The organism is Cytobacillus firmus DS1, assembly GCF_000565285.1.
GTDB lineage: Bacteria > Bacillota > Bacilli > Bacillales > Cytobacillaceae > Cytobacillus > Cytobacillus firmus_A.
Map to the genome: position 1 here is coordinate 64928 of NZ_APVL01000011.1, position 14447 is coordinate 79374.

General features: G+C 40.6%; 16 protein-coding genes. 7 read left to right on the plus strand and 9 right to left on the minus strand.

Features of this window, described 5'->3' with window-relative positions:
* The first annotated feature begins 64 nt into the window (after nucleotides 1-64).
* Nucleotides 65-967, plus strand: a complete 903-nt coding sequence (locus PBF_RS15280; RefSeq protein ID WP_035330805.1) for an aldo/keto reductase — start codon at nucleotides 65-67, stop codon at nucleotides 965-967.
* Nucleotides 968-1011: 44 nt separating this feature from the next.
* On the opposite strand, the gene PBF_RS15285 is transcribed toward PBF_RS15280, so the two are convergent.
* Nucleotides 1012-1500, minus strand: a complete 489-nt coding sequence (locus tag PBF_RS15285; protein ID WP_035330806.1) for a hypothetical protein — start codon at nucleotides 1498-1500, stop codon at nucleotides 1012-1014.
* Between the two features lie 538 nt (nucleotides 1501-2038).
* On the opposite strand from PBF_RS15285, the gene PBF_RS15290 reads away from it, so the two are divergent.
* The gene (locus PBF_RS15290) at nucleotides 2039-2947 is read left to right on the plus strand and encodes a hypothetical protein (protein WP_035330807.1); all 909 of its coding nucleotides are present in this window, start codon (nucleotides 2039-2041) and stop codon (nucleotides 2945-2947) included.
* Between the two features lie 39 nt (nucleotides 2948-2986).
* On the opposite strand, the gene PBF_RS15295 is transcribed toward PBF_RS15290, so the two are convergent.
* Both PBF_RS15295 and PBF_RS15300 read right to left on the minus strand, forming a co-directional pair.
* Complete coding sequence (locus PBF_RS15295) at nucleotides 2987-3937, minus strand: LysM peptidoglycan-binding domain-containing protein (RefSeq protein WP_035330808.1); 951 nt, start codon at nucleotides 3935-3937, stop codon at nucleotides 2987-2989.
* 284 nt (nucleotides 3938-4221) lie between these two features.
* A complete protein-coding gene (locus tag PBF_RS15300; protein ID WP_035330809.1) occupies nucleotides 4222-6381 on the minus strand; it encodes a PAS domain S-box protein in 2160 nt (719 codons plus the stop codon).
* Nucleotides 6382-6656: 275 nt separating this feature from the next.
* On the opposite strand from PBF_RS15300, the gene yhfH reads away from it, so the two are divergent.
* Together yhfH and pepF are read left to right on the plus strand one after the other, a co-directional pair.
* The gene (yhfH, locus tag PBF_RS25480; protein ID WP_009334590.1) at nucleotides 6657-6791 is read left to right on the plus strand and encodes a protein YhfH; all 135 of its coding nucleotides are present in this window, start codon (nucleotides 6657-6659) and stop codon (nucleotides 6789-6791) included.
* A 170-nt stretch (nucleotides 6792-6961) separates the two neighbouring features.
* On the plus strand, nucleotides 6962-8776 hold the full coding sequence (pepF, locus tag PBF_RS15305) for an oligoendopeptidase F (protein WP_035330810.1): 1815 nt from the start codon (nucleotides 6962-6964) through the stop codon (nucleotides 8774-8776).
* 52 nt (nucleotides 8777-8828) lie between these two features.
* Here pepF and PBF_RS15310 read toward each other — a convergent pair whose 3' ends face one another.
* Nucleotides 8829-10097 carry an erythromycin esterase family protein gene (locus PBF_RS15310; RefSeq protein WP_035330811.1) on the minus strand — a complete coding sequence of 423 codons (1269 nt, stop codon included), beginning with the start codon at nucleotides 10095-10097 and terminating at the stop codon, nucleotides 8829-8831.
* A gap of 134 nt (nucleotides 10098-10231) precedes the next feature.
* Between PBF_RS15310 and PBF_RS15315 the strand changes: the two genes are divergently transcribed.
* Both PBF_RS15315 and PBF_RS15320 read left to right on the plus strand, forming a co-directional pair.
* On the plus strand, nucleotides 10232-10420 hold the full coding sequence (locus tag PBF_RS15315; protein WP_035330812.1) for a hypothetical protein: 189 nt from the start codon (nucleotides 10232-10234) through the stop codon (nucleotides 10418-10420).
* A gap of 16 nt (nucleotides 10421-10436) precedes the next feature.
* On the plus strand, nucleotides 10437-10679 hold the full coding sequence (locus PBF_RS15320; protein WP_035330813.1) for a transcriptional regulator SplA domain-containing protein: 243 nt from the start codon (nucleotides 10437-10439) through the stop codon (nucleotides 10677-10679).
* Between the two features lie 48 nt (nucleotides 10680-10727).
* Here the strand turns inward: PBF_RS15320 and PBF_RS25485 are convergent, their stop codons facing one another.
* From PBF_RS25485 to PBF_RS25490, 5 genes are all read right to left on the minus strand, one after another.
* Complete coding sequence (locus PBF_RS25485) at nucleotides 10728-10910, minus strand: cold-inducible protein YdjO-related protein (RefSeq protein WP_026041562.1); 183 nt, start codon at nucleotides 10908-10910, stop codon at nucleotides 10728-10730.
* Nucleotides 10911-11168: 258 nt separating this feature from the next.
* Nucleotides 11169-11909, minus strand: a complete 741-nt coding sequence (locus PBF_RS15325) for a YqjF family protein (protein ID WP_035330814.1) — start codon at nucleotides 11907-11909, stop codon at nucleotides 11169-11171.
* Nucleotides 11910-12079: 170 nt separating this feature from the next.
* Nucleotides 12080-12241, minus strand: coding sequence for a hypothetical protein (locus PBF_RS26515; RefSeq protein WP_200870055.1), 162 nt, complete (start codon nucleotides 12239-12241; stop codon nucleotides 12080-12082).
* A 22-nt stretch (nucleotides 12242-12263) separates the two neighbouring features.
* Nucleotides 12264-12473, minus strand: coding sequence for a YozQ family protein (locus tag PBF_RS15330; protein WP_035330815.1), 210 nt, complete (start codon nucleotides 12471-12473; stop codon nucleotides 12264-12266).
* Between the two features lie 156 nt (nucleotides 12474-12629).
* Entirely contained in the window at nucleotides 12630-12725 is a 96-nt protein-coding gene (locus PBF_RS25490) for a YjcZ family sporulation protein (protein WP_076256549.1), read from the minus strand.
* Between the two features lie 351 nt (nucleotides 12726-13076).
* On the opposite strand from PBF_RS25490, the gene PBF_RS15335 reads away from it, so the two are divergent.
* On the plus strand, nucleotides 13077-14294 hold the full coding sequence (locus PBF_RS15335; protein WP_035330816.1) for a NupC/NupG family nucleoside CNT transporter: 1218 nt from the start codon (nucleotides 13077-13079) through the stop codon (nucleotides 14292-14294).
* Nucleotides 14295-14447: the final 153 nt, after the last annotated feature.

The following is a 14447-nucleotide window of genomic DNA, read 5'->3' on the forward strand; positions in this document are numbered from 1 at the left end:
TTAGCTTGGTATTCTTAAGATTTTCAGAGATAATAACTATACTAAAAACGGGGAGATGATAAGTTTGGATAGAGTGCAGATGGCAGAAGATCTGTCGTTTTCAAGAGTCGTCCATGGACTTTGGAGACTTGCTGACTGGAAATTTTCAGATAAAGAGTTAATCACATTAATAGAGCAATGTTTTGAGCTGGGCATAACGACATTTGATCACGCTGATATTTATGGAAGCTATACATGTGAAAGCCTGTTTGGAAGGGCGCTGGAGAAAAAGCCGGAGCTCCGTGAAAGAATGGAAATTGTTACGAAATGCGGGATTGTCCTCGAGTCACCAAACCGGCCTGAGCATAAATCCCATCATTACAATACCGGAAAAAAACATATTATTGCTTCTGTTGAGAAATCATTGCAAAATTTGAGAACAGATTACATAGATACCCTGCTCATTCATCGTCCTGATCCTTTTATGGATCCTGAAGAAGTTGCTGATGCATTTTCGGCATTAAAGACCGCCGGCAAGGTAAGGCATTTTGGGGTTTCGAATTTTAAAAGCCATCAGTTCACGATGCTTCAGTCCTGCCTTGAAATGGACCTGATTACCAATCAAATTGAGCTGTCTGCCTTTCATCTGGAGAATTTCGAGGATGGCACATTAAATCTGTGCATGGAAAAAAGAATTGCTCCGATGGCATGGTCCCCCTTGGCCGGCGGAAAAATCTTCAGCAGTACCGATGAAAAACCTGCACGCCTTAGAACTGCACTGCTTAAAGTCGCAGAAGAAATCGGGGCGAAGGATATTGATGAGGTGTTATTTGCATGGCTCTTAAACCATCCTGCCCGAATCATGCCAATTACCGGGTCCGGCAGGATCGAAAGAATTGAACGTGCTGTCCGTGCATTATCTTATAAACTAAACCGGGATCAGTGGTTTGAGATTTATCAAACCTCACTGGGGCATGATGTCCCTTAATAAAGAAAACAGCCCAATCTATAAGCGGGCTGTTTTTTTACATATTATTGAAAAACACTTTTAAAAGCAGGAGGAGATAATTCCACCTCTTCAAACACTTTAGTCATGGAATTGATATATTCCTCTTTAAATGGCTCTGCTTCCGCCATATCTTCAGATCCTGCTTTTACAAGCTCGGCTTTTTTAACATAGTATTGGGATAAGCTATCAACCGCAGCTTCAATATCCTTAGTGTAGTCTGTTAATTCCTCCGGTACAGACACGGCTTTCGCATCCTTTTCGAATGCTGCAGCTGCTTCAGCCGGATCCTGACCTTCAGCAGTTAAGCTGGCATCTGTGTTACGGATTACTTTTGTCACTTCTCCCTGATAGTTCAGCAGAGCCGAGCGCACTTCTTTGGATTCATCAGCAGACTCTGTGGTTTCAGCTGCTGCCTCTTCCTTTTCTTCCCCTTTAGAAGCTTCTTCGTTTGAGCATGCTCCCAGCATTAGTGTCAGTGCAGCTGCTGAAAGCAAGAAAGATAATTTCTTCATGCTTTTGTCCTCTCCTTCTTTTTGTTCAGAGGTAGTTTTGGTTGACTCCCTATGTAGTTGATTGATGACGACCTTGCCAATTAACTGACAATTAATAATTTACCTACTTTTTGAATTTTTTGCAACACTTATCATTACGATTTGCGAAATTTTTAAATAAATAGTTCAAGTAACGTTATGCTTAACAGAGAAATGTTTAGATTTTATCGCAGTCTTACGGGCAGTAAGACTCCCATTTTAAGACTCAGCGGAATCAAAGGAGGATTAATAAGAGTCAAACTGCCCGTAAAGGCCCGACTGGTGAGATACAGTGAAACTTTCCGATGCGCAGGCAGAGGCTTAGTTGAACCAATCGGGTTCGTAGTGTCGATTGATCGAAGCGTTAGTGGAGATTATAGCGACACTAGAACGCGACTAAGATAAGTGGAGGAAAAAGAGCTCCCTACTGATTGAAGTTTCACTTTATAGGACAGTGCCCACCCCTCACACAAAGATCCGGCATAGGCTATAAAAAAGATGAAAACTGAGGAGTGTTCCTATGGCACAAAAATCAAATGAGGATGTAAATCCTAAGCTTTATTTAAGCCAATCAGACACAGTTTCCAATCAGGGTACTTACCGTCTCAACTACCTCCAGGAAGTAATAAAAGAGCAGCAGACCGTTAATACCCGCTTGTCTGAAACTTATGATGAGATGAAGACTCAGCTTGAGGATTCGTTTATTGATATGAGGAAGCTTGTAAAAAGTGCTGCTGGCAAACAAAGTAATCATATTGGGCATTTGACAGCTAAGATTGAAAAGCAGGATGCTTTTTTAACGGGTTTTCTGGAAATGATGCATGAGCGCGAAAAGGAAAATGATTTATTGAATAAAAGGCTGGCTGCCTTGGAGGGAATAAATAAGGAGATTCTGGAAATTCTTGAAAATGAAGAGCCCGTAAACCAGAAGATACTTGAACAAGTTTCCTGTCAGGAAGCGGCAACACAGGCGCTTTCCCGTAAATTTGAAAAATTTGAGGCGTTTTCTGAAGAGGCTGTATCAAACTTTAAAGCACAGGAAGAAATGAAAGCAGATTTAAGCAAAAAGCTTGATGTCCAGGAAGTATTCCACAATACAGTAATGGAGCGGTTAGATCAGCAGTTCGAGTCATTTTCGGAGGAAGCAGAGAAAAAGTTTAAGACGCAGGAGCAAATGAAAGAAGAATTAAACAAGAAGCTTCGTGAACAGGAACTGGCCAGCAAGTCGATAATGGAACGCTTACACCGCCAGGAGGCAATCACCGAAAAAATCAGCAGGCAATTAGATCATTTAAAGTCTATTGTTTACGAGCGTGCCTCCCACCTTACTGAACGCTTCGAAAAAAGCATAAAACAGCTGGCAAAACCAGTCCACAGTTTCTTTGTACATCAGGAGGAAAAAGCAAAAGGAAGTAATGATAAAGAGTAAAAGAAGAAGGCACCAGGATAGGTGCCTTCTTGGCTAGTATTAATCCAGAATCGTAACTTTAACTGTTTTTCTGCCGAAATTGATGGCGTCTTCCTGAGATGGCATAAAGATATCAATCTTGTTGCCTTTAATGGCTCCGCCAGTGTCTCCTGCGACAGCATCTCCATACCCTTCAACATGGACTTTAGTTCCCAGCGGGATCACATCAGGATCTACAGAGATTACTTTTTGATCCGGATTTTCTTTTAGATTGATTCCTGTTGCAGTAATACCTGAGCAGCCTTCACAATTAGCCGTGTAGGCTGTTGCTTCCATATTCAGTACTTTTTGAGATGCTTCATCATTTGCAGTTTCAGCCGGTTTTTCTGCAGCAGGCTCGGCAGCTGGTTTTGATTCCGCTGCAGGTTTAGCAGGCTCAGCTGCAGGCTTTGATTCCTCAGCAGGCTGTGCTTGTTCGGGATTTGACTCTGCCTCTGGTTTTGCTTCTGGAGCCGGCTGTGATTTTTCGGCTGGCTGCGTTGGTTTTACTGCAGGCTGTTCAGGTTTTTGCTCTGGAGCAGCTGCTGTTTCTGCAGGCTGTTCGGACTTTGCCGGAGCAGCCTGAACTGGAGCAGCTGCAGCATTAACAGCTTTAGCATCCGGATAAAGAATTAATTCATCGTCCGGATGAATTAATTCAGAGCTCAAGCTGTTCCATTCTTTGATTGCCTCAGCTGTGATATTATGCTCTCTTGCTATATCCCATAAAGTATCGCCTTTTGATACTATGTATTTCTTTTCAGGGTATACATTAAGTACATCATCCGGATGGATGATGGAGGAAGACAGCCCGTTCCATTCTTTAATCATGTCAATGGGTGTATTATAAGACTGGGAAAAATCCCACAATGTATCGCCTTTTTTTACTGTCACTTCTTCTGCTTGTACATTCGCACCTGCTGTTCCGGTAATTGCGGCAGCTGCTACAAAAGTTAAAATTGATTTTTTCATGTGTAAAAACCTCCCGTATAGCTCGTTTTTAGCTAACGGTGATAATAATAACATGGAATCTTTACTAAAAAAGAACAAACAGATAATAATCACGTTACGGATATAACAGCCTCATAACAAACACATTTCAAAGTCAGGGGCAGTTTAAACAGAAAGTGGTACTTTTCCTTTTATCATGGTATTTTAACCAAAGTTCTAATAATTTATCCAAATATTAGAAGTAACTATTTTTAAGCAGGACAGGAATTAATTTCTAATGAAATAGCCAATCCGTTTAGGATTGGCTAGGCAGATTTCGCTGGCAAAACAATATTGAATGTCGTACCTTTATTTAATTCACTCTCGATAAATACTTTTCCATTATGGCTTTCAATAATTTTGAAGCTGACCATCAAGCCTAAGCCATTCCCATTTTTTTTAGTTGTAAAAAATGGTTCTCCGATATTTTTCAGTTTTTCCTGCGGTATTCCTACCCCTGTATCCTGTATCGCGATCTGTACCTGGTTATTTATGATAGCTGCTCTGATTGTTATATCTCCTCCATCAGGCATCGCTTCAATTCCATTCTTGATAAAATTCAGGAATACCTGTTTTAGGCGGTTTTCATCACATTCAATCTGGATGATATCCCGTTCATATTCGAAACGAATTTTCACATCCCGTTTCCGGGCTTCGAATTCCAAAAACGATATGACATTTTTTATAATAGGTATGATATCCCTTTCTTCCAGTTCTGCGGCTTTCGGCTTAGCGAGAACCATAAAATCTTCTACTATATTATTTACCCGGTCAATTTCATCTAAAATGATGCTTAAGTATTCCTGTCTCTCTTCATTTGTTTCATCCAGTTGAAGGAACTCTGTATATCCTTTCATTGTTGTCAGCGGATTGCGGATTTCATGGGCAACCCCTGCAGCAAGCTGGCCGACTGCTGCCAGTTTATCCTGCCGATGCAGCACTTCTTCAGTTTTTTTCCTCTCCGTAATATCGTTTCTTATGGCTAAGTATTGATAAGGTTTTCCGTTTGCATTCATGAACGGCACGATTGTTGTATGAACCCAGTAATAAGACCCATCCTTTGCTTTATTTCGTATCTCCCCTTTCCACACTTCACCATGGCCAATTGTTTTCCATAAATTCTTAAAAAATTCTTTTGAATGCAGATTTGAGTTTAATAGAGAATGATTTTGTCCTATCAGCTCTTCCCTGCTGTACTGGGAAATTTCACAAAACCTCTCATTTACATTGGTTATGATCCCTCTTTCATCAGTGAATGCAATAATGGAGGACTGATCAAGAGCAAATTTAATATCGTTAACCTCTTTCAAGGAATTTTTAAGATTCGCTTCAGCAGTTTTCAAGGCAGATATATCTGTCCGGATGGAAACATACTGATATGGTTTATTCTTTTTGTTGAGGAAAGGTACAATTGTAGTTTCGACCCAATAGAAGCTTCCGTCCTTTGCTTTATTTCGTATTTCACCCTTCCATATTTCCCCTGACCCAATCGTTTTCCATAGTTGGTGAAAAAACTCGGGCGGATGATAACCTGAATTCAAGATATTATGATTTTTGCCCATTAGTTCATATTCTTCATATTTGGAAATCTCAACAAATTTGTCATTCACATAAGTGATTATCCCCTTTGGATCAGTAATAGCAACAATAGATGATTCATCAAGGGCAGCCTGAATATCGTGTAAGTTGGTGTCGCTTGCTTCCAGCCGCTTGCTCATTAGGGTACTTGAAGCAATGAGGCCGCTAAGGATTAGAATCGCTGCAAATAATACCAGGAAAATCAGAAAAGTCCCGGGAGAGTCTCCCTCCCTGCTAATCTCCCCATTTGAATAGAACGAGGAAGATCGGATAAGAAGAAAATATCCTTCTACAACGGCACCGGCAATAATGAGTGCGCTTAAAGGCTTTATCCATATATGTCTTGAATAGGAAAGACTTCTTGAGTAAAAGAGCATCCAAAGTGAAAATAAAAAAGAAGCAAAAATAATCAGGGTGGAAATGAGAAATACAATGGAGCCAAATTGCACATTCATCCCGATAGCAAACATTCCTGTTACATGGATGGATAGGACTGCCATCGTTAAAAAGAAGCTGCCCGCAAGAAGATTGCCTGTCTTCAGCTGTCGGCCGATTACTGCATTAAATGCCATTCCGGTAAAGGAGATGCCAAAAATCATGGATAATAAGGTAAGCGGAATATTGTAGCTTCCGGAAGCATTTATGTTAATCGCGACCATGCCAATGAAGTTCATGATCCATATGCCGATTCCAAGTGAAAAAGTTCCTCCTAAGAACAAGAATCTCTGATTTTTTTCCGATGATTTTATTAAAGTAAATAGATCTAATGCTGTATAGGAAGCCATAATGGTCAGTATAACGGCCGCAAATATTAATATCGGATTAAAAGATACAATCATCTCAGTCATCGCAGGCTTTAAGCCCCCTTATTTTTACTTTATTCAATATGATTGTAATGGAATCGTTCATGCCATGGAAGAGGCTGGGAGAAATAAAGTCTGAAGCTCATTGAAACTGACAAGCTTAAGAGCAGATTTTAACCCTCTTTTATGCCTGATAAAATAATAAATTAAATTTTTAAAAAATTTATTCGAAACACTTCACATTAAAATATATTTGGTATATACTGTACTACAACAGAGGAAAACAAAATAAACTGTATTATAAAAAGGAGGAAAAAGTAATGATTAAAAGTCCGGTTGAATTCTTCAGAACGCTTCCTAAAAAGGTATGTCCTGAGTGTGGCCAAACAGTTAAGGAACAGGCTGAATCTTATTTGATGGAATGTGATCGCTGTCTGTCAAAGAAAATGGAATAGCACAATCAGCGGAAGGCTTCCTGGTCCTTCCGCTTTTTATTTATTAAGAAACCTAAGCGGATGCTGAATAATGTGAAATTATTTGAAAAGTCTATAAATATATCACCTCTTCCTGTATAATTGTTCCATAAACTCTTTATTTAGAGAATCGAAATAGGAGGGAACGATATATGGTTCAAACAGCAATAACCAGATTAATGCGTCATGAGGTACCGAAAGAGCGCACATGGAAAGTGGAGGATTTATTTGCATTGGAGGAAGATTGGCATAAAGAGATGAGGAGTATTGAAGAGGATCTTGCTGTTTTTGAGCAATACAAAGAAAAACTCCATGAAGGTCCGCAAGCTTTGCTTGGCTGCCTTTCCGCTCAGGAAAAGCTTTCTATTCGTCTTGTCCAGGCCGGCACATATGCAAGCTTGCGCCAGTCCGAAGATGGCACAAATCCGGACAATCAGGCAAACTCATCACTAATGGCCTCTTTAAGGGCAAAAGCTGCGTCCACTCTATCGTTTATTGATTCTGAGTTATTGTCTCTGCCTGAGGGTTTAATTGAAAAATACATAAACGAAGAAAGCGGCCTCGAACCGTTCAAAAACGGGCTGACAGAACTGCTGGAAACTAAAAGACACAGACTTTCCCCGGAAACGGAAGAAGCGCTGGCTGCATTGGGAGAAGTATTTGGTGCTCCATATAATATCTATCAGGCTGGAAAACTTGCTGACATGCCATTTGCCTTTTTTAAAGACAGCAAAGGAAACGAATTGCCCAACTCTTTTGCTCTTTACGAGGATCGCTATGAATTTTCGCCGGATACGACCATCAGACGGAATGCCTATGCCTCGTTTACAGATTCATTGGAAAACTACAAGAATACATTTGCTTCTGCATATTCTGCCGAGGTAAAAAAGCAGGTGACGCTTTCGAAGCTGAGAAAATACAGCTCAGTCACACAAATGCTTCTTGATTCCCAGCATGTAACTGAGGAAATGTATAACAATCAGCTGGACATTATCCAAAAGGAACTCGCTCCCCATATGCGCAGATATGCTCAGCTGAAGAAAAAAGTTCTGGGATTGGATAAAATGCTTTTTTGTGACCTGAAGGCTCCACTTGATCCGGAGTTCAATCCGGAAACAACATTTGAAAAAGCATCAGAAGTAATATTAGATGCTCTCTCTGTCATGGGGCAAGAATACACGGATATCATGAAGAAAGGCTTGACAGAACGCTGGGTGGATTTAGCTGATAACGTCGGTAAATCTACAGGCGCATTTTGTGCAAGTCCGTACGGGTCCCATCCATTCATCCTGATTACATGGACAGACACCATGCGGGGTGCATTTGTTCTCGCTCATGAGCTTGGGCATGCAGGTCATTTTTATTTGGCCAATAAATATCAGCGCATAATGAATACCCGTCCTTCAACCTATTTTGTCGAAGCACCCTCCACACTTAACGAATTACTGCTTGGCCAGCATTTAATGGCTGGTACTGAAGATAAGAGAATGAAGCGCTGGGTTATTCTTCAGCTGCTTGGAACTTACTATCACAACTTTGTTACACATCTTCTCGAAGGAGAATACCAGCGAAGAGTATACACACTTGCTGAGCGAGGGGTTCCATTAACGGCAAAAACACTTTCGGATCAAAAATGTGAAACACTTGCTGAATTCTGGGGAGATTCCGTTGAATTGGATGAAAAGGCAGCTTTAACGTGGATGAGACAGCCTCACTATTACATGGGACTTTACCCATATACCTATTCAGCCGGTTTGACTGCATCCACGGCTATGGCACAAAGCATCCAGGAGGAAGGCCAGCCTGCTGTAGAACGCTGGCTTGATGTTTTAAAAGCAGGAGGAACGAAAAAACCTCTTGAATTGCTCAAGAGTGCCGGCATTGATATGTCTAAGCCAGACGCTATCCGCAAAGCAGTAAGTTATGTTGGAGCATTGGTGGACGAATTGGAAAACAGCTATGTGTAACAAGAACCCCCTCCGGTTTAAGGAGGGGGTTCTTGTGTTTCCTCTGATTGTATTAAAGTGTTCTGATAGGCAAATTAAGCGGTTTTAAGTTAGTCGTTTTTTCTATAAAAACAAAGCTGTCATACCTTAGAGAAATTTTAGTGGGAACATAATTACCATACTGTTCATATTCAGGATTATATACAACTCCGATGGCCCGATGGCCTATAGTATCTGTGAATAGATCTCTATTTTCATCGTTGAACAGCAGTACTTTATCTCCGGGGCAAGCCATTTGAAGGGCATCCTCCCAGCTTCCCGCCTGTGCGGGCGGAACCTCCATAACCTGCATTTCACTCCCCCATTGTTCGGCGGCTATAACGGTACCTGAGTAGGTGCCAAAGCCTAATGCGAAAACTTGATCTTCTCCGTATTTTTCACGGAGGATTTGCCCAACATTCACAAGCCCCTCTTCTTTCATATCGGTTGCTCTTGCATCTCCAATATGTGTGTTGTGTTCCCAAACGATAACCTTTGCACCTTTTCCGTAAAATTCCGATACTTCCTCCAGTGCACTTACCATGTGATGGTCCCTGATATTCCAATCATCAGGACCGCCTTTTACCATCGCCCGATAATAGTTCTCTGCATTCAACGCAACAAGGCTGTTTATCAAAAGGTTCAATGATTCCTCTTCAAAATTATTGGTTTCCTCCCACTTGTTTTTTATTTTCAGCAAAAGGTCGGCAACCTCCTTTTCGCAGGCATCTCCATAAAATTCTGCAGCCACTGCATAATTTTCCGGCTTCCGGTGAAATGGCTCAAAGCAGGCAAATGCTTTTTTAGCAGCTTCCAGCTCGGCTGCTCCCTTTGATTCCAGAAGTTTTATGATCTCATCCATAGACTCCCATAAGCTATATATGTCGATGCCGTAGAAACCCGCCATTTGGCTTTGCTCTTTAATGTGCTGATTATAATCATGAATCCAGGTAATCAGCTGTTTTATTTCCTCATTGGCCCACATCCATGTCGGCCACCGGTTAAAACCCTTCAGTGCTTCAAGGGGGTTCATAGGCGCATACCCTTTAACATACCTGTTAACTGTAAAGCAGGAAGGCCAGTCCCCTTCTACAGCGATACAATTGAACCCTTTCCGTTCAATGAGCTTCTTGGATATTTCTGCTCTTATAGAATAAAATTCTGATGTTCCATGTGAAGCTTCTCCCAATAAAACAAATTTTGCTTTCCCGGCAGCTTCAATAATGCGGTCAAACCAAAGTGGATCGCTGAGAGAGCCTGCTTCCGCTTGAATAGCTGTAATCAGCCTTTTAGTTGCATTCATTTTTATCACCTCATTTTAGCCTTATAGCTAACTTGCCCATTTGAATTAGGATTATATGGCTGAATATTAGATCACTTTGGAGAGAAAACTTTAAAGAAAGCTGCTCGAAAATATATCAGAAGGGTTAGTGAATCATGAAAGAAATGGATGAAAAATACCTGACTTCTGCACCGAAAGAAAAGGTGGTTACCATTGGAAATGACGGCAAATTTCCGAATCTGAAAAATGCTGTCGGGGATTCTGTTGATGAACATGAACAGCTGGAAACGGCAAATGCTATTCTAGGCGCAAAAGAAATCGGCCAGCAAAATGAAAACCTATAAATGGGGAGTGAAACTCATGGAAACAATTGATCCAAAAAAAGTAAAATCGGGAGATGAGGTATATGTCATTTACCATAATCCTCACACTCCAAGTGTAGCAAACGTAAGGCCTGCTGAAATTGTTCCGCATCCAAAAGACCCTAATGCAGTAGCCCTGTTTCTTAATGAGTCCTTCCATTTAATAGAAGAAGATGATGCCCTGTTTTCTTCTGAAAAGGCTGCAGAAGAGGCTTTTCAGGAATTATATGGAGAGTACTGACACAAATAAAGAAAGACTGTAAGGAATCAGTCTTTCTTTATTTGCTGATTATAAAATTTGCGGTAATTCCCTCATTTCGGCAGTTGTTTCATCACCGCATAATGGACATTTTAAATCTGAAGATGCAAAATCTTTTCTCATCCAGCCATTGCAGCTATTACAGGAATATACCTCTGTGTCAAGCATTACAACCTCTGGCTTATCATCTTGACCTTTTTTATTAAAAAAAATTGGAAACGCCCCCTTTTTTTCTTAGTATGGACAAGAAACGGGAAAATTATTGAAAATGTTAAAAACAAATATGGAGAGGAGGTTATTTAATGGTCCGCCAACAGAAGAAAGAAAATCTTACTATCGCAGGAACTGATATTGATGAGGTTAAAAGGTGAATAGCCAGTCCGGATTATCCTATAACGAAGTAAAAAGAATGCTGGCAGAAAAGTATTGTAAGAAATGAAATAATATTATGGCCAGCATCATTCAAGGGCTCTACTCCCTTGTTAAAGGCCAAAAATAGGCATGTTTTTGAGGGGAATAGTGTAAAATTGGTTCTCCCAACAAGTACTTGCCAGGCAAAAATGATGCCATTGTATTTTCGTGTATCGAACAGGAAGCTTTATGCAGCTGCCATTTTGTATGATGAATATCCCCGCGAAAAACGTTGTCACCTTTTGTTACCCATAGACAATACCTTTCAGTCAGCCATTCATCAAGTGACCCTTCCTGTGAATTAAAAGGTCTTGATGCCGGCTTATATTGAGCTTTGAATTGTCCGATTTCATTATTTTCGTTTTTTCGCCTGCTTTCATAATTAATGATTCCTTCTGCTTTATAAACTTGCATATCGGCATTCATATAGGGAAGGAAGTACAGTATTCTGGCTCCTGTTACAGCTAAAAAATTGTCGGCATCCAGGCTGAAAAAATACACACCTTTCCTTCCCCCATACTCTACATAAGTTCTAACATTCAGTTCATTCATTGATTTCATCATAGGCAATGGCGGCAAGCCGCGGACTCTCATTCTGCTGATCCAGAAAGGGACTATTCCAATCCAGGCTTTTCCGTTATATGTATCCAACGTTAACTGTGATGGAATGTGCTTCTCCATTATTTCTTCAGGCACTGGCCAATGTTCAAACAGAACATCATCCCATATTTGCTCCATCACCCATGGTTTATCAGGCAGCGGAAAAGGTCTATGCCCTGTTATCTGTAATTCTTCATTCATGCTTTAACCGCCCTTCAGCATTTTTTATTAACGATTATTCCTCAAAATGCCGGCATTAAACTTAGTTGGGATAAGAATTTGAGCAACCTATATTTCCATGCAGGGTCCCCAATGAAAAAGAGAAGAAAGCTCTTCTCTTTTCTGAAAAAATATTTCAATCAGCGGTAAGATTAATTTTCTTCATCTGTCCTTTTGCCTGCTTCGGGTTCACCGGGTGTCTGATTCCCTGTTGTAGCCTGATAGCCCACCCGATAGGAAGAAGTTCTTTTTTTTCGGAGAACTTCCGGCATTCTGTACTGGTTCAGATCATCTTGAGCATCTCTCGGCGCCATTGAAGTGCCTCCTTTCTATCTGTTATTCCTCATACCCTCTACGGGGAATAGAAATATCCACTCCAACTACATCTTCAATGACCGCATCCGCCTGGCCTTCCATATAGGTGTCACTTACCTGCTCATGGGTTGTAGCGAGTCCAGATGAAAGCTGGTCATTTCTTTTATAATCCTCAGCCTCATAATATCTGCCAGCAATATTCGTTCCATTATTATTGTCTTTTTTATTCATGCAGAATCCCTCCTTCTAAAATAAGAACTATCCTTATTTTGGACATTAAAACGATTATCATACGATCCAAATCAAACTCTATGTGAAAAAAACAAAAAATCTGCCCTTTTAAAGGCAGATTTTAAGCAGCTTAGAATGTTCAGTTATCCACTATTTTTACCAGCCAACGTAAGCAGCACCAACAATGATTAGAAGTATAAACAGGACAACGATTAAAGCAAAACCGCCGCCATATCCTGCGCCTGCACCCATTCTAACACCTCCTGACATATAGTGACAGTGTATGAACATGATGTATGTCCCGAATGGGCATATGTTACAGAGGAATAAAAAAAATCGAAAACACATGTTACTTCATCCATTTTTAATGTTTAAGAAAGAAAAAAAATCGCCGAAAATATGATCATAAATAGGTGATTAATCAACCAATTTCATTTGGAAAGAAAAAAACTCTTTACTGCAAACGGATTCATGTTAAAATGGACATGTAATCAAGTTAGATGTCTGACGTCTATTCACAAACCTCTTTAATCAGAGGTCTATATTTTTGACGTTTCGTAAAAACGTTTTCATCAATCTAAATTCAACAAATGAGGTGTCAACATGAGTTTTATCTGGGGTATATTCGGAATTGTGACCGTATTGGGAATAGCTTTCCTTCTTTCTTCAAATCGTAAAGCGATCAATTTCCGTACAATTCTTGGCGGTCTTGCCATTCAGTTTGCCTTTGCATTTGCCGTACTTAAATGGGATCTTGGGAAAAAAGCACTGGAAAAATTAACGTTTGCAGTAAATGACATTGTAAGTTATGCCAATGAAGGCGTTAACTTTCTCTTTGGAGGACTGTTCCAGGAAGGTTCAGGTGTTGGGTTCGTATTTGCATTTCAGGTCCTGACAGTTGTTATTTTCTTCTCTTCCCTAATCTCTGTTCTGTATTATACAGGGATCATGCAAATAATTATTAAAGTCATTGGTGGAGGCCTTGCTAAGATGCTTGGAACAAGTAAGGCAGAATCGATTTCTGCTGCTGCCAATATTTTTGTCGGGCAGACAGAGGCCCCTCTTATCGTCCGCCCTTTCATCAGCAAAATGACAAAGTCAGAATTATTCGCTGTCATGACCGGCGGATTGGCTTCCGTAGCCGGTTCTGTTCTAATTGGTTATTCATTGCTTGGCGTTCCACTGGAATACTTGCTTGCAGCAAGCTTTATGGCTGCTCCTGCCGGCCTTGTCATGGCTAAAATGATGCTGCCTGAAACTGAGAAATCTGAAACAACTGATGATATCACCATTGAAAAAGATACACAATCTGTCAATATCGTAGATGCTGCGGCCCGCGGAGCGAGCGATGGTTTGATGCTTGCCTTGAACATTGGTGCCATGCTTCTTGCTTTTATCGCTTTAGTTGCTTTAATCAATGGAATCATCGGTTTTGCAGGCGGACTTTTTGGGCTAGAAAACTTAACTCTTGAAATGATTCTTGGCTTTATTTTTGCCCCACTTGCATTTGCAGTAGGAGTCCCTTGGGCTGAGGCAGTACAGGCTGGCGGCTACATCGGCCAAAAGCTTGTGTTGAATGAATTCGTTGCATACTCAGCTTTTGCTCCAGAAATCAGCAGCCTGTCTCCTAAGACTGTTGCAGTTGTAAGCTTTGCGCTTTGCGGATTTGCGAACATTTCGTCTATGGCCATCCTTCTTGGCGGCCTCGGCAATCTGGCACCTGACCGCAGGAATGATATAGCCAAGCTGGGCATTCGTGCAGTAATAGCCGGAGCTCTTGCCTCTCTTTTAAGTGCAGCAATTGCAGGAATGTTAATTTAATAGTCTGATAGCATACTGGATTACCGGTATGCTATTTTTTTTGATGCCAGGCGAGAATTGTCGAACGTTATCTGAAAATTATTTTAATTCAGAGTTGATTTTATATTTTTATTAATGTTAAAGTATTTATGTAAGCGTTACCAATAGTATTCT

Excerpts from the sequence above, each read along its gene's own strand:
- PBF_RS15285 (WP_035330806.1), bottom strand. The coding sequence starts at position 1,500 with ATGAAGAAATTATCTTTCTTGCTTTCAGCAGCTGCACTGACACTAATG.
- PBF_RS15290 (WP_035330807.1), top strand. The coding sequence starts at position 2,039 with ATGGCACAAAAATCAAATGAGGATGTAAATCCTAAGCTTTATTTAAGC.
- PBF_RS15295 (WP_035330808.1), bottom strand. The coding sequence starts at position 3,937 with ATGAAAAAATCAATTTTAACTTTTGTAGCAGCTGCCGCAATTACCGGA.
- PBF_RS15300 (WP_035330809.1), bottom strand. The coding sequence starts at position 6,381 with ATGACTGAGATGATTGTATCTTTTAATCCGATATTAATATTTGCGGCC.
- yhfH (WP_009334590.1), top strand. The coding sequence starts at position 6,657 with ATGATTAAAAGTCCGGTTGAATTCTTCAGAACGCTTCCTAAAAAGGTA.
- pepF (WP_035330810.1), top strand. The coding sequence starts at position 6,962 with ATGGTTCAAACAGCAATAACCAGATTAATGCGTCATGAGGTACCGAAA.
- PBF_RS15310 (WP_035330811.1), bottom strand. The coding sequence starts at position 10,097 with ATGAATGCAACTAAAAGGCTGATTACAGCTATTCAAGCGGAAGCAGGC.
- PBF_RS15315 (WP_035330812.1), top strand. The coding sequence starts at position 10,232 with ATGAAAGAAATGGATGAAAAATACCTGACTTCTGCACCGAAAGAAAAG.
- PBF_RS15320 (WP_035330813.1), top strand. The coding sequence starts at position 10,437 with ATGGAAACAATTGATCCAAAAAAAGTAAAATCGGGAGATGAGGTATAT.
- PBF_RS15325 (WP_035330814.1), bottom strand. The coding sequence starts at position 11,909 with ATGAATGAAGAATTACAGATAACAGGGCATAGACCTTTTCCGCTGCCT.
- PBF_RS26515 (WP_200870055.1), bottom strand. The coding sequence starts at position 12,241 with ATGGCGCCGAGAGATGCTCAAGATGATCTGAACCAGTACAGAATGCCG.
- PBF_RS15330 (WP_035330815.1), bottom strand. The coding sequence starts at position 12,473 with ATGAATAAAAAAGACAATAATAATGGAACGAATATTGCTGGCAGATAT.
- PBF_RS25490 (WP_076256549.1), bottom strand. The coding sequence starts at position 12,725 with ATGGGTGCAGGCGCAGGATATGGCGGCGGTTTTGCTTTAATCGTTGTC.
- PBF_RS15335 (WP_035330816.1), top strand. The coding sequence starts at position 13,077 with ATGAGTTTTATCTGGGGTATATTCGGAATTGTGACCGTATTGGGAATA.